We start from the raw sequence: 13,279 nt of genomic DNA on the forward strand, positions 1-13,279 counted from the left end.
ATGAAGTGTTGTAAAAACACAACGATATGTCAAGTGGATCTGTAGTCGGGTGGTCGATGGACACGGGCCGGCCGTTCGTTGACCTGCCGCCCAAGCGCTTCTACCGTCGAGGCGGTGACCACTAGACGTGAGACCGGTGTAGTTCCTCCGATCGTGTTGAACGACGGGAGCTTGATCCCACAGCTCGGTTTCGGGGTGTTCCAGGTGCCGGCCGACCAGGTGTTCGACACTGTCACCGCCGCGCTGAACGCGGGTTACCGCAGTATCGACACCGCGGCGATCTACGAGAACGAAGAGGGCACGGGGCGTGCCATCCGGCAGTTCGGCCTACCCCGCGACGAGGTCTTCGTCACCACGAAACTCTGGAACGCCGACCAGGGCTACGACTCCGCGCTGCGGGCGTTCGACGCCAGCATGCAGCGGCTCGGGCTCGACTACCTCGACCTGTATCTCATCCACTGGCCCGTGCCCGCCGCGAACCGTTTCGTGGACACCTTCCGCGCGTTCCAGCGTTTGAAGGCCGACGGCCGGGTCCGTTCCATCGGGGTCTCCAATTTCCGGATCCCCGACCTGGAGCGGCTCATCGCCGAGACCGGGGAAACGCCCTCGGTGAACCAGATCGAGTTGCACCCCCGGCTGACCCAGCCCGAACTGCGCGAGTACCACGCTGAGCACGCCATCGCCACGGAGGCGTGGAGCCCGCTCGGCCAGGGCGCCGTCCTCGACGATCCGGTGATCACCCGGATCGCCGATGAGGTCGACCGCACGCCGGCGCAGGTGATCATTCGCTGGCATCTGCAACTCGGCAATGTGGTGATCCCGAAATCGGTGACCCCGGCCCGGATCGTGGAGAACTTCGACATTCTCGGGTTCGAGTTGTCGGCCGATCAGGTGGCGGCGATCTCCGCGCTGAACTCCGGGAAGCGCACCGGCGCCGACCCGGAAACCTTCGCTTTCGGCCTGGAGAACTGAACCCGACGCCGGTAGCCGCGCGGCCGACGGCCGCGCGGCCATGACCCGTATCGACTTCCCCGGACGAGTGACGCTCCTGTGGCAGAGTGGGCAGTAGCGCCTCGTTATCGGCGGTTGTATCGGTATTCGTTCCGCGGGGAAGGACACACATGCTCGGGGTCAGCCGTGACGGCGACGTCGTCACCATCGAACTACAGCGCGAGGAACGGCGTAACGCGCTGAACCTGGATCTGGTCACCCGGCTGCGGGAGGCGCTGTCCAATGCCCGCCTCGATTCCCGGGCGATCGTGATCACCGGTAGCGGCTCGGTGTTCAGCGCGGGCGCGGATCTGGACGGTGTGTACTCCACCGAGTTCCTCGACGCCCTGCTGGACATGCTGCATGAGGTCGAGTCCATGCCGGTCCCGGTGATCGCGGCGCTGAACGGCCCGGCACTGGGCGCGGGCGTGCAATTGGCGATGGCGGCGGATCTTCGGGTGATGGCCCAGGACTCCTATATCGCCATACCGGCGGCGAAACTGGGCATCTCGGTGGACCGCTGGACCACCCGCCGGCTGGTGACGCTGGTCGGCGGCGGCCCCGCCCGGACGGTACTGCTCGGGGCCGAGCCGATCTCGGCCTCCGACGCCTACACCTTCGGTTTCGCGAACCGGCTCGGCACGGTGGCCGACGCCCAGGGCTGGGCGAAAACCATTGCCGAGCTGGCGCCGTTGTCGCTGCGGCACCTGAAACTCGAACTCAACGACGACGGCACCCGGGATCCGGCCAACCGCGAACAGCAGGCCGCGCTGGAGGCAGCATGGTCCAGCTCGGACGCGGAAGAGGGCAGGCAGGCCCGGCAGGAGAAGCGTCCCGCCAAGTTCGTGGGCAAATGATGAGGGCCCGCACGGCCGCCGCCGCGGCCGCCGGCCTGGCCGGAATGACCGTCTTCGGCTGGGTGGCCCGAGCCCTGGACGGACTGCCGGCCGCGCTCGGCGCGTCCGTGTCCGCCATCGCGCCCACCGCCACGGGCGCGCGCAGTTATCGCGACCGCCAATTCCACAACACCGAACCCGCGGCCCCGATCGTCGTGCGGGAGAACCCGACCGGCCTGTTGTCCATGGTGACCGGTATGCGCGCGGGCCGGCCGAAGGACGCGGTGCCGCTGGCCCGGCCCGAGCATCCGGGCGTGGCGGCAGACCTCGCGGTGACCTGGTACGGGCATGCCAGCGCGCTGATCGAGATCGACGGGTACCGGGTGCTCACCGACCCGGTGTGGAGCGAGCGCGTCTCGCCCTCCCGGCTGGTCGGTCCGTCCCGCATCCATCCTGTCCCGGTCGCGCTGGAGGAGTTGCCGCAGGTGGACGCGGTGGTCATCTCACACGATCACTACGACCACCTGGACGCAGATACCATCGCCACGCTGGTCCGCACCCAGCAGTCGGTTTTCGTGGTGCCGATCGGGGTCGGTGCGCATCTGCGGCACTGGGGCGTGCCGGAGGCCCGGATCGTCGAATTGGACTGGAATTGCGCGTATTCGCTGTCCACGGCCGACGGCGACCGTCCCGAACTCACCATCGTCTGTGCCGAGGCCCGGCATTTCTCGGGTCGCGGACTGGTCCGCAACACCACCCTCTGGGCGGGTTGGGCGCTCGTCGGGCCGAAACATCGCGTCTACTTCGGCGGGGACACGGGATTCACCAAAGCGTTCGCGGCCACGGGCGCGCAGTGGGGTCCGTTCGATCTGACCCTGCTGCCGATCGGCGCCTACGACCCGCACTGGGCCGATATCCACATGAATCCGGAGGAGGCGGTGCGCGCGCACGCCGATCTGTGCCTCGGTGAACCGGAGCACGGCGTTCTGGTGCCGATCCACTGGGCGACGTTCAACCTCGCGCCCCATCCCTGGGCCGAACCGGTCCGCCGGCTGGTGGACGCGGCCGCGGCGGCGGATACCGAGATCGCGGTGCCGGTGCCCGGGCAGCGGCTCGATCCGCGTGACCTCCCGCCGGAGCGCCGGTGGTGGGAAGATATGGAGTGAACACTTCCGCACAGTGACAGGGAAGGAATCGGCTATGAGCTTGATGGAAAACCTGAAGAACCTGGTCGGCAAGGGGCAGGAGACAGCTGCCAAGAACTCGGACAAGATCAACCAGGCGGTCGACAAGGCCGGGGATTTCCTCGACCAGAAGACCAAGGGGAAGTACTCGGACAAGATCCAGAAGGGTAAGGAAGCCGCCCACAAGGTGGTTCCGACGGAACACCCGGACGGTGGCCCGGGCCGGCCCGGCGGACCGGGCCCGGAACCGCGTCCGTGAGGTACCGCACGGCGCCGAGCGGGGTTGTCCGCCCGCGGATGTGATCCGGGGTGCGCCGGAGTTTCGGAGGTGAGCCGGGACAGCCGGATATCGAGGTCCGGCTGAGCAACCCGGACAAAGTGCTGTATCCGGCGACCGGCACCACCAAAGGCGAAGTTCTCGAGTACTACGCCGAGATCGCCCCGGCCATGCTGCCGCATCTGGCGGGCCGGCCGGTCACTCGCAAACGCTGGCCCGACGGTGTCGGCGCGTCCTCCTTCTTCGAGAAGAATCTGGCCGCCGGCACCCCGTCCTGGGTGCCGCGCCGTACCCAGCGGCATTCCGGCCGCGCGGTGACCTACCCGGTGATCTCCTCGCAGGCCGGGCTGGTCTGGCTGGGTCAGCAGGCCGCGCTGGAGATCCATGTGCCGCAGTGGCGCTTCGACGGTGACGAGCGCGGTCCGGCGACCCGGCTGGTGTTCGATCTCGATCCCGGGCCGGGCGCGGGGCTGCCCGAATGCGCGCGGGTGGCGCTGGGCATCCGGGATATGGTCGGCGAGATCGGAATGCGCGCCTACCCGCTGACCAGCGGCAGCAAAGGGATCCACCTCTATGTTCCGTTGGATCGCACGCTCAGTCCCGGTGGTGCGTCGACGGTGGCCAAACAGGTGGCGGAGAATTTGGAGAAACTGCTGCCCGATCTGGTGACGGCCACCATGGCGAAGAAGGTCCGCGCGGGCAAGGTGTTCCTGGACTGGAGCCAGAACAATCCGGCGAAGACCACGATCGCGCCGTACTCGCTGCGCGGCCGGGAGGAACCGAACGTCGCGGCGCCGCGCAGCTGGGACGAGATAGCGGACCCGACGGCGCTGCGGCAGCTGCGTTTCGACGAGGTGCTGCGCCGATACCGGTCCGACGGTGATCTGCTCGCCGGGCTGGACCCGCCGCTCGACGACGCCCTGACGAGGTACCGGTCCATGCGGGACCCGGCCCGGACTCCCGAACCGGTACCCGCCGCACCGCCCCGGAGCGGCTCGGGGGATCGGTTCGTCGTCCACGAACACCACGCGCGCCGCCTGCACTGGGACGTGCGGCTCGAACGGGACGGAGTCCTGGTCTCATGGGCGGTGCCCAAGGGTCCGCCGGACAGCCCGAGCCAGAACCGGCTCGCCGTGCACACCGAGGACCATCCGCTGGAGTATCTGGATTTCCACGGCACGATCCCGTCCGGCGAGTACGGCGCGGGGGAGATGTCGGTATGGGACACCGGCACCTACCGGGCCGAGAAGTGGCGGGACGACGAGGTGATCGTGGTGCTGCGCGGGACCCGGCTGAACGGCCGGTACGCGTTGATCCGCACCGAGGGGGACCAGTGGCTCATGCATCTGATGAAGGAGCAGCCGGCGCCCGTGGCCGGCCTCCCGCGCGGTCTGGCGCCCATGCTGGCCACCAGCGGTGATGTTTCGGTGCTACCGGAATCGGAATGGGTGTTCGAGCGCAAATGGGACGGCTTCCGGCTCATCGTGGAGATCGAAGCGGGCGAGTTCCGGTTGCGCAGCCGGGCCGGCAACGATGTGACCGCGCAGTATCCGCAGTTCGCGAAGCTGGCCGCCGATCTGGACGGGCACCAGGTGGTGCTGGACGGGGAGATCATCGTCCGCGACCCGGACGGCGCGGTGAACGTCGCACTGCTGAAGGCGAATCCGCGGCGGGCGGAATTCGTGGCCTTCGATCTGCTCTATCTGGACGGCACCTCACTGCTGCGTAAACGCTACCGCGACCGCCGCCGGGTCCTGGAGGCACTTGCCGCGACCGCGCCCACCCTGCGGGTGCCGCCGCCGTACGCGGGCAGCGGTGCGGACGCCGTGCGGCAGAGCGAACTGGACGGGGTGGAGGGGGTCGTCGCCAAGAAGGTCGATTCGGTGTATCTGCCCGGAACCCGCGGCCGGACGTGGGTGAAGCAGCGCAACTGGCGGACCCAGCAGGTGGTGGTCGGTGGAATGCGGCGCAGTCGCGCTCGTCCGTTCGCGTCACTGCTGGTGGGCATTCCCGCCGAGGACGGTCTGGTGTACGCGGGACGGGTGGGCACCGGATTCGGGGACGCGGGTATGCGCGAGTTGGCCATCCGGCTGCACCGGCTGGAACGCAAGACCAGCCCGTTCGTCAACGAGATGTCGGCCGACGAACGCCGCGACGCGATCTGGGTGACGCCGAAGGTGGAAGGCACTGTGCGCTACATGGATTGGACCGAGACCGGCCGGCTCTGGCATCCGGCGTGGCTGGGCGAACTGTGAGCGCCGTCGCCACCGGTGATGTCACCCCTGTGTCGAATCCGCTGGGTACTGTGATGTTCGAGCGAGTTCGAGCAAGGAGTACGACATGGATTTCAAGGGTCTGGCGAACAAGGCATTGGGTCTGGCGCGCAAGAACGCCGACAAGGTCGACCCGCTGATCGAGAAGGTCGGCGACGCGGTGGACAAGAAGACCGGCGGCAAATACGCGGGGCAGGTGGACAAGGCGCAGGAGGCGGCGCGGAAAGCGGTGCGCGACCAGAAGCAGAAGTAACTGTGGCCGGAACCGGCCTCTCGTGACTGTGCCCGGTCAGATCAGAAGTTCGGCGGTGAGCGCTCCGGCGCAGACCGCTACCACCACTACCAGGGCGAAGGCGTCGTTACGGCCGGGGGCGGCCGGGCGGGCGGTGAGCTGTCCCGTCCCGCCCCGGGCGGTGATCGCTTCACCCAGTTCGCCGGCCCGCCGGGTGGATACCGCCATGGCGGCGGTGAGGATATCGATGACCGGGTCGGTGGTGCGGCGCAGCAGATCGGGTTTGGGGCGCAGGCGGCGGGCGGCGCGCAGGATACGGATCTCCTCGAGCAGCAGGGGGAGGCCGCGCAGGGTCAGCGCCACCACCACGGCCAGCTCGTCCACCGGTATCCGCAGGCGGCGCAGCGGCCGGCCGAGAGTGGCCAGGGCGGGAGCGATTTCGCTCATAGGTGTGGTCCAGGCGATGAGCATGGACGCGGCCACCAGGATCAGCCCGAACACCACCACCTGCGCGTAGCGCAGTACGGCGGCGCCACCGACCGGCACATTGATCAGCGCGCCCAGCGCGATCAGCAGCCAGAACAGTAGCGGCAGGCGGGGCAGTACCCCCAGCGGCAGCCGGGCCACGAGTCCGATCGCGATCAGGAACACGATCACGACGCCGAGGATCGGCCAGCTCGGCAGGATCATCAGCAGCAGGCTGATCAGGAACGCGGCGATCATCTTGGTTCCGGCCCACAGGTTGTGGACCGGGCTGGCCACCGGGACCCGGCGCAGCAGGACGGTGCTCATGGGGTGCCTCCGTGGTCGATGCCGTGGGCGTCGCCGCCGCGCAACCGCCAGGCCGCGCCCGGGGCGCGCCGGTGAGCCGGACCGGACGGATGGACAGCCGGAATGGGTGCGGTGTCGGCCTCCCCGCCGGGCACGGCGGCGGCCGCCGTCTCGGTTTCCGGGATACGGCCCGCGCGCAGGTGGACGGTGCGATCGCAGATGGCCGCCACATCCTCCACATCGTGGGAGATGACGATCAGCGTGAGCCCCGAATCGCGGAGCCGGGCCAGTAGTTCGACGATATCGGCGCGGCCCTCGGGATCCAGTCCGGCCAGTGGTTCGTCCAGCACCACCACCTGTGGGTGGGCGGCGACTATAGCGGCCAGCACCACCCGTTTGGCCTGGCCGCCGCTGAGTTCTTCGATGGACCGGGTGGTCAGGGAGCGGTCGAGGCCGACGGCATCCAGGGCCTTGCCCACGGTGCCCGAACCGGTGCCTTCGCCGCCCCAATCGGCGACCTCCTCGCCGACGGTATGCCGTTGTAGCTGCAGCCGGGAATGCTGGAAGGCCAGTTCCACCCGGCCGATCTGTTTGCTGACCGGCTTGCCCGCCAGCTCGCAGCGTCCGGTGCTGGGCGCGATGAGTCCGGCCATGATCCAGGCCAGGGTCGATTTTCCCGACCCGTTCCCGCCGACCACCAGCAGTGCTTCCCCGCGGCGGACCGACAGGTCGACACCGTGCAGGGCGGGCGCCTCCCACGGTGTGCCGCGGTTGTAGGTGTGCCGGACCCCGCGCAATTCGAGCAGCGTCTCGCCCATGGGACGGTGGCGCCGGGCCCGGGCCGGTTTCGGCCAGGCGGGCAGCCGGCCGACCATCCGGCCTGCGGCCAGATGCACCACCCGGTCGGCGGCGTCGGCGTCGGCTTCGTGATGGGTCACCAGGACGACGGCCATGGCGTGCCGTTTCGGCAGCCCGGCCAGTAGTGTCACCAGTTCGCGGCGGCCGTCCGGGTCGATCATGGAGGTGGCTTCGTCGGCGATGAGCAGGGCCGGTCGCCGCGCCAGGGCCGCCGCGACCGCCAGTCGCTGCTGCTGGCCACCGGACAGGGTGGCGGTCTCCCGGTCGCCCATCCCGTCCAGCCCGACCTCGTTCAGCAGGGCGTCGATATCGACCTCGGCCGCGAGGGCGGTGGGTAGTCCCCAGACCACATCGTCGGCGACCAGCACACCCAGCGTCTGGCTTTCCGGCCGCTGCAGGACCAGCGCCGTCCCGCCCAGATGGCCGAGCCCCGCGGAGCCGGGCCGTTCGACCGACCCGCTGCTCGGCGGCAATCCCGCCAGCAGCCGGGTGAGAGTCGATTTCCCGGACCCGTTGTGGCCGACCACCGCGACGAATTCGCCGACCTCGACCCGCAGGTCGACACCGGTCAACGCGTCGGCGGTGCCGCCGGGGTACCGGTATCCGGCCGCGCGCAGGGTCACCGGCAAGGGGGCTATCGGGCGGTCGTCGGCGGGGGCGTCGAGGCGGTCGGTGCCGGGGAGCCAGGCGAGACGGTCCAGCACGGACCCGAGCACGAACCACGAGACCAGCGCGGTGACCACGGTCCCGGCCAGGACGGTGCCGCCGATGTAGACCCACCACCACTGCAGGACCACATCGGTGGCGTGCAGGACACCGCGGCCGAGCGGTTCCAGGTGCTGCTGGCGGGAGGTGAGTTCGGCCAGGCCCGTCGCGGTGTTGCGGACGGTGTCGAAGAGCAGGTCGCGGGTGGCGGAGAAGGCCAGCAGGAAGCCGACCGAGAATGCGCCCCAGGCGACGCCGGCGAGAACCGAGAGCCCGGTGACCGCGACGATACCGCCGCGGCGACGTTTGACCGTGCCGACGATGCCGCCGATGGTGGCGGTGGCCACCATCGCCATGGCGGCGGTGAGGCCGGCCGCCACGAAGGTGACCAGGGCGGCCGAGATCGAGGCGGTGAGTACGGTCCGGAATCGGTAGCGGTGTGCGAGCAGGCCCATGGGCACGGCCGCGACCAGTTGCAGGGCGGCCGCGAAGGGGATCACGGCGCCGACGGTCACCAGTCCGACGGTGACGCCGCCGAGTACCGCGCCGGTGGCGAGCTCGATGGGACGCAGCGCCCCGCCGCGCTCGGTCCGGCTCGGCGCGGTGCCGTGGTCGTCGCCGTCGGACGCGGTCGTGCCGAGCACGGTCGCGCCCGGCTCACCGGCGGCCGGGTCCGGTGCGCCGGGACGGGGGGCTGCGGACTGGTCGCTCACGTACTCGAGTCTGCCAGCCCGGCGGGTGGGCGCGAATCGAAGGTGTTGCAAACATGCGCATTGACGCATATGTTTGTCGGGTGGGACATGATCATAAGCATCACGTATCACCGGAGAGTGCTTCCGGGAAATATGTCGGCCGCCTGGGGATCGCCCTGGCCATCGGCCTGGGATTCATGCTGATCGAGCTGGTGGTCGCGCTGGCCACCGGTTCGCTGGCACTGCTCTCGGACGCCGCCCATATGCTCACCGATGTCGTGGGTATCGCCATGGCGTTGTCGGCCATCATGCTCGCCCGCAATACGCGACCCAGCTATACCCGTACCTTCGGTTACTACCGGGCCGAGGTGATCGCCGCACTCGCCAACGCCGTCCTGCTGTTCGCGGTCGCCGGGTATGTACTGATCGAGGCGGTGCGCCGCTTCGGGGAACCGCCGGAGGTGCCCGGTGGGCCGGTGCTGGCCGCCGGTGTCATCGGCCTGCTGGCCAATATCGCGGCCTTCCTGCTGCTGCGGCGCGGAGCCGAGGAGAGCCTCAATGTGCGCGGCGCCTATCTGGAGGTTCTGGCCGATATGGTCGGGTCGTTCGGTGTGCTGCTGTCCGCCGCGATTACGCTGACCACCGGCTGGCTCTACGCCGATATGATCGTCGGCGTCGCCATCGGCCTGTGGGTGCTGCCCCGGACCTATCTGCTGGCCCGGCGCGCGCTGCGCATCCTGTTCCAGCACAGCCCCGAAGAGCTCGACGTCGAGAAAGTGGCGGCCGAACTGGCCGCGGTCCCGGGCGTCTGCGACGTGCATGACCTGCACGTATGGACATTGACCTCGGGTATGGAGGTCGCCTCGGCCCATATCACCACCACCGGATCCGATTCCGGTGACGAGGTACTACGCGCCGCCCAGCACCTGCTCGCCGATCGCTTCCACATCCACCACGCGACCCTCCAGGTGGAGACCACCGATACCGCCCGCCGGTGCGCGGAACTGTCCTGGTGACCGCATAATGACCAATCGAGATATTCGGCCATAATGTCGGCATGGTGCAACGTCCGTCGATCCGGGACTGGGACTTCCCGCGGGGAGTCGCCAGTGTCGCGCTCATGGCCGGATACGGCGGGGAGCACGGAGTTCCCACCGCCGCACTACTGCGCGGAACCGATCTCACCGAAGCGCGGCTGCACGACCCGGACGCGCAGATCGACGCACACACCGAACTCGCGGTGGTGCGCAACCTGGTCCGCGAACTCGACCGCCCCGGTATGGGCATCGAGGTGGGCCGGCGCTACCGCATCACCACCTTCGGCATCTTCGGTTTCGCCTGTGTCAGTAGCCCGACCCTGGCCCAGGCGATCGATTTCGCCCTGCGCTACCTCGAACTGAGCTTTACCTTCTGCCTGCCGGTGACCCAGTGGGAGCACGGCGAATTCATCGGCCGCATCCACGACGAATCGGTGCCCGCCGATATCCGTCAGTTCCTGGTGGAACGCGATGTGACCGCCATGCACCAGGTGATGAGCGATCTGCTGGGCCGGCACCTCGCCCTGGTGCGTGCCGAATTCCGATTCCCCGAACCGGCCTACGCCGACCTGCTCGCCGAGGTGACCGTGGCCCGGCCGCGGTTCGGACAGCCGCACCATCTGGTGGCCATCGACCCGGCGATCCTGGACCGGCCGCTACCACAGGCCAACGAACACACACTGGCCATCTGCCTGGCACAGTGCCGAGACCTGGTGCACCGGCGGCGGGCGCGAACCGGGATCGCCGCGGAGGTGCGCGCGCGGCTGGTGCCCCGCGGCGGGATGGACGGACTCACCGCGCCGCCCGGTATCGACACCGTGGCCGCCGACCTGAACATGAGCACCCGTACCCTGCGCCGCCATCTCGACGCCGCCGGTACCAGTTATCGGGCCCTGTTGGACGAAGTACGCCACGCCTTGGCGGAGGAGATGCTGACCACCACCCCGCTGTCGGTGAGTGATGTGGCGATCCGGCTCGGCTATGCGGAGGCCTCCACCTTCATCTACGCGTTCCGGCGCTGGACCGGCGGCACCCCCGCCGCCTACCGGCGAGCCCGCGCCGGCCGGTACTGAACCGGATCAGAACGGCGTACCGATCCAGCCGCCCATCGGGACGCTGCGGAAATGGGTGATCAGCCGGTGTTCGTCGTCGATGACGTGCAGCGCGACCGCCGGGTCCGGCGCGTAGTCCATCACCCGCTCGGGCGGCGCGAGTTCCCATTCACCGCCGAGCACCGAGGCGGTACTCGGGCCCATGAGCAGCGGCCGCCCGCCGAAGGTGGCGACCGCGGCGGTGTGCGCGTGCCCGGTCAGCGTGCCGATGATCCGTTCGTCGCCGGTGATGACCGCGGCCAGTCGCTCCGGCCCGGCCAGCGCGATGGGATCCACGATCGGGCTGTGCAAGAACACCGGGGGATGGTGCAGCGCCAGCAGAACGGCATCGTCGGCGGGGGTCTCGGCGAGAGTCGCGTGCAACCAGTCGTAGGTTTCGTCGGTCAGCCGCCCGGCGGACTGCCCCGGAACACTGGAATCGAGCAGGATCAGCGTGACACCGCCGACCCGGTGCACCTGGTTGACGGGGTCGTCGAGCGGGGGCGCGCCGAGCAGCACCTCCCGGAACGCCGCCCGCTCGTCGTGATTCCCCGGAATCGCCAGCACCGGCAGATCGGCCTGTAGCGCCGCCCGGGCCTCGGCGTACTCCTCCGGTTTGCCGGAATCGGTGATATCGCCGGTCACCACGATCACATCGGGCCGCCGCCGCAGATCCGCGAGATAGGCCATGACCCGCTGCGCCCGTTCGGTGTTACGGGTGCCGAGATCGAAATGTGTATCGCTGATCTGAGCCACCAAGATCATCGGACGCTCCTGTGTTTATTTGCGGCGCCTTCGGCGCCGCGGGGGCGAGGCCCCCGAAGGTCCCGCCGTTCAGGGTCTCGAGACTCGTGGCTTCGCCACATTCGCTTCGAGGGTTGAACGGCGGGACGGGCCTCACCCCTTTCAGGGTCTCGTAAGACTCGACACCGCCTGGGGTCCCGGTCCGGCGCCGCGTTCGTCAACCGTGTGTCCCGGTCCGGTGCTGGGTCCTTCGACCAGCTTAGGGCAGTTGGCCAGTGCGAACAGTGCGGGTGAGAGGGAGGACACCACCGGGCGGGGTGCTGCGGGATGTGGCCGGGACCGCTTGCAATCGAGACGTCGTCGGGTACGCCTCGGTATCACCGGGAACGCCTCGGCATCAGCCGATGCAGCGCCGGAAAGAAACAGCCCGCCCCCGAGCTCGGGGCGGGTAGCTATCGCGGCCGGGTGCCGAGGACCACGGGCCGAAACCGGCCCCGGGCGGTTCGGCAACGGCGATCAGTGCGCACGAGCCGGAGCCGAAGAACGCTTCGGCCTCGGCCACCGAATATCGAGGCGTTCACGATGGCCCGGTGGTGGCCACGCAGTATTCGGGGTTCACCGAGGCCCGGGCAGGGCGGGTGGCGGACCGGGGAGTGGTGACCAGAAATCGTCGCCGGGCGGGGCCTCCAGATCCAGTCTGCCGTCGGGGCGCCACTCGGCGGCCAGGCCGAGGCGCCAGGAGTGCAGATGGGCCCGCGGGATGGTGCCGGAGCGGTCGAACAGGGGATCGCCGAGGAGGGGGTGGCCGATCCAGGCCAGGTGTACGCGGAGCTGGTGGCGGCGGCCGGTGGTCGGGCGCAGCGCTACGACAGTGTGCTCGCGGTGCCGGGCGAGGACGGTGAACTCGGTGGTCGAGGGGTAGTTCTTGGTGTTCAGCAGGTCCGCTTCGGCAACGGACCAGCGGTCGCCGGCGCGGCGGATCGTTTCGCGCGGGGCGGCGACCCGGACGCGGTTCTTGCGACCCACGCTGAGCGGGAGATCGATGGTCCCGGTATCGGGGAGTTCGGGAGAACCGGCGGCGACGATCGCCAGGTAGACCTTGTCGGCGGTCTGCTTGTTGAACTGGCGGGTCAGCGGGCCGTGGGCGGACAGTTCCCGGGCGAACAGGATGAGGCCCGAGGTCACCTTGTCGATCCGGTGGACCGGGTACAGCTTCTCGCCGTGCGCCTCGGCGGCGGCCACGATATCGATATCGTGGCGCTCCCCGGTGACCGATATCCCGGCGGGTTTGTTCAGGGCCAGCACCGCCTCGTCCGCGATGAGCAGGCTGCGGGCGCGTAGCTCGGGCCAGTCGATATCCACCGGTCGAGCCTAGGAGCCGACGACGGCGTGCGGTCGAGCAGGCTCCGCCGGTGATATCACGCCACTCCCGGAATCGGCGAGTGAGCCGTGAGTCGGGGCCCGTAGCAGGCACAATGGCGACAGCAGGCCGTGAGTCAGTGATATCGCGATATCGGCGGTTCGGGAGGGTCTGGCCTTCCCGACCGCGTTCGACGACCGAATCGCCCGTCGAGCGGTGGGACAAGGTG

Annotated in this window: 12 protein-coding genes; 8 read left to right on the forward strand and 4 right to left on the reverse strand. The window is 69.2% G+C overall.

Annotated elements, in window-relative coordinates:
• Positions 1–114: 114 nt before the first annotated feature.
• The 6 genes from ACQPYS_RS02865 to ACQPYS_RS02890 all read left to right on the forward strand — a co-directional run bounded on the left by ACQPYS_RS02865 (position 115) and on the right by ACQPYS_RS02890 (position 5,813).
• Complete coding sequence (locus ACQPYS_RS02865; protein WP_063035529.1) at positions 115–972, forward strand: aldo/keto reductase; 858 nt, start codon at positions 115–117, stop codon at positions 970–972.
• Between the two features lie 149 nt (positions 973–1,121).
• Positions 1,122–1,847 (forward strand): enoyl-CoA hydratase, encoded by a 726-nt coding sequence (locus ACQPYS_RS02870; RefSeq protein WP_063035530.1) that lies wholly within the window; start codon positions 1,122–1,124, stop codon positions 1,845–1,847.
• Entirely contained in the window at positions 1,844–2,992 is a 1,149-nt protein-coding gene (locus ACQPYS_RS02875; RefSeq protein ID WP_431941138.1) for an MBL fold metallo-hydrolase, read from the forward strand. Before ACQPYS_RS02870 ends, ACQPYS_RS02875 begins: the two co-directional genes overlap by 4 nt.
• A 34-nt stretch (positions 2,993–3,026) precedes the next feature.
• Positions 3,027–3,269, forward strand: a complete 243-nt coding sequence (locus ACQPYS_RS02880; protein WP_063035532.1) for an antitoxin — start codon at positions 3,027–3,029, stop codon at positions 3,267–3,269.
• 50 nt (positions 3,270–3,319) lie between these two features.
• Positions 3,320–5,542: an ATP-dependent DNA ligase gene (locus ACQPYS_RS02885; protein ID WP_431941139.1), complete on the forward strand. Its 2,223-nt coding sequence runs from the start codon at positions 3,320–3,322 to the stop codon at positions 5,540–5,542.
• 85 nt (positions 5,543–5,627) lie between these two features.
• The gene (locus ACQPYS_RS02890; protein ID WP_063035534.1) at positions 5,628–5,813 is read left to right on the forward strand and encodes an antitoxin; all 186 of its coding nucleotides are present in this window, start codon (positions 5,628–5,630) and stop codon (positions 5,811–5,813) included.
• 36 nt (positions 5,814–5,849) lie between these two features.
• Here ACQPYS_RS02890 and ACQPYS_RS02895 read toward each other — a convergent pair whose 3' ends face one another.
• Positions 5,850–6,584, reverse strand: coding sequence for a CbiQ family ECF transporter T component (locus tag ACQPYS_RS02895; RefSeq protein ID WP_433491615.1), 735 nt, complete (start codon positions 6,582–6,584; stop codon positions 5,850–5,852).
• Positions 6,581–8,698, reverse strand: coding sequence for an ABC transporter ATP-binding protein (locus ACQPYS_RS02900; RefSeq protein WP_063035694.1), 2,118 nt, complete (start codon positions 8,696–8,698; stop codon positions 6,581–6,583). The genes ACQPYS_RS02895 and ACQPYS_RS02900 overlap by 4 nt, the downstream gene beginning before the upstream one ends.
• Before the next feature lie 221 nt (positions 8,699–8,919).
• On the opposite strand from ACQPYS_RS02900, the gene ACQPYS_RS02905 reads away from it, so the two are divergent.
• Both ACQPYS_RS02905 and ACQPYS_RS02910 read left to right on the forward strand, forming a co-directional pair.
• A complete protein-coding gene (locus tag ACQPYS_RS02905; protein WP_281179724.1) occupies positions 8,920–9,834 on the forward strand; it encodes a cation diffusion facilitator family transporter in 915 nt (304 codons plus the stop codon).
• A 41-nt stretch (positions 9,835–9,875) separates the two neighbouring features.
• Positions 9,876–10,928, forward strand: coding sequence for an AraC family transcriptional regulator (locus ACQPYS_RS02910; RefSeq protein WP_433491616.1), 1,053 nt, complete (start codon positions 9,876–9,878; stop codon positions 10,926–10,928).
• 6 nt (positions 10,929–10,934) lie between these two features.
• On the opposite strand, the gene ACQPYS_RS02915 is transcribed toward ACQPYS_RS02910, so the two are convergent.
• Entirely contained in the window at positions 10,935–11,711 is a 777-nt protein-coding gene (locus ACQPYS_RS02915; protein WP_433491617.1) for a metallophosphoesterase, read from the reverse strand.
• Positions 11,712–12,305: 594 nt separating this feature from the next.
• On the reverse strand, positions 12,306–13,052 hold the full coding sequence (locus tag ACQPYS_RS02920) for an RluA family pseudouridine synthase (protein WP_063035539.1): 747 nt from the start codon (positions 13,050–13,052) through the stop codon (positions 12,306–12,308).
• Positions 13,053–13,279: the final 227 nt, after the last annotated feature.

The organism is Nocardia grenadensis, from assembly GCF_050942415.1.
GTDB classification, from domain to species: domain Bacteria; phylum Actinomycetota; class Actinomycetes; order Mycobacteriales; family Mycobacteriaceae; genus Nocardia; species Nocardia grenadensis.

Excerpts from the sequence above, each read along its gene's own strand:
- ACQPYS_RS02870 (WP_063035530.1), top strand. The coding sequence starts at position 1,122 with ATGCTCGGGGTCAGCCGTGACGGCGACGTCGTCACCATCGAACTACAG.
- ACQPYS_RS02875 (WP_431941138.1), top strand. The coding sequence starts at position 1,844 with ATGATGAGGGCCCGCACGGCCGCCGCCGCGGCCGCCGGCCTGGCCGGA.
- ACQPYS_RS02880 (WP_063035532.1), top strand. The coding sequence starts at position 3,027 with ATGAGCTTGATGGAAAACCTGAAGAACCTGGTCGGCAAGGGGCAGGAG.
- ACQPYS_RS02890 (WP_063035534.1), top strand. The coding sequence starts at position 5,628 with ATGGATTTCAAGGGTCTGGCGAACAAGGCATTGGGTCTGGCGCGCAAG.
- ACQPYS_RS02895 (WP_433491615.1), bottom strand. The coding sequence starts at position 6,584 with ATGAGCACCGTCCTGCTGCGCCGGGTCCCGGTGGCCAGCCCGGTCCAC.
- ACQPYS_RS02910 (WP_433491616.1), top strand. The coding sequence starts at position 9,876 with ATGGTGCAACGTCCGTCGATCCGGGACTGGGACTTCCCGCGGGGAGTC.
- ACQPYS_RS02915 (WP_433491617.1), bottom strand. The coding sequence starts at position 11,711 with ATGATCTTGGTGGCTCAGATCAGCGATACACATTTCGATCTCGGCACC.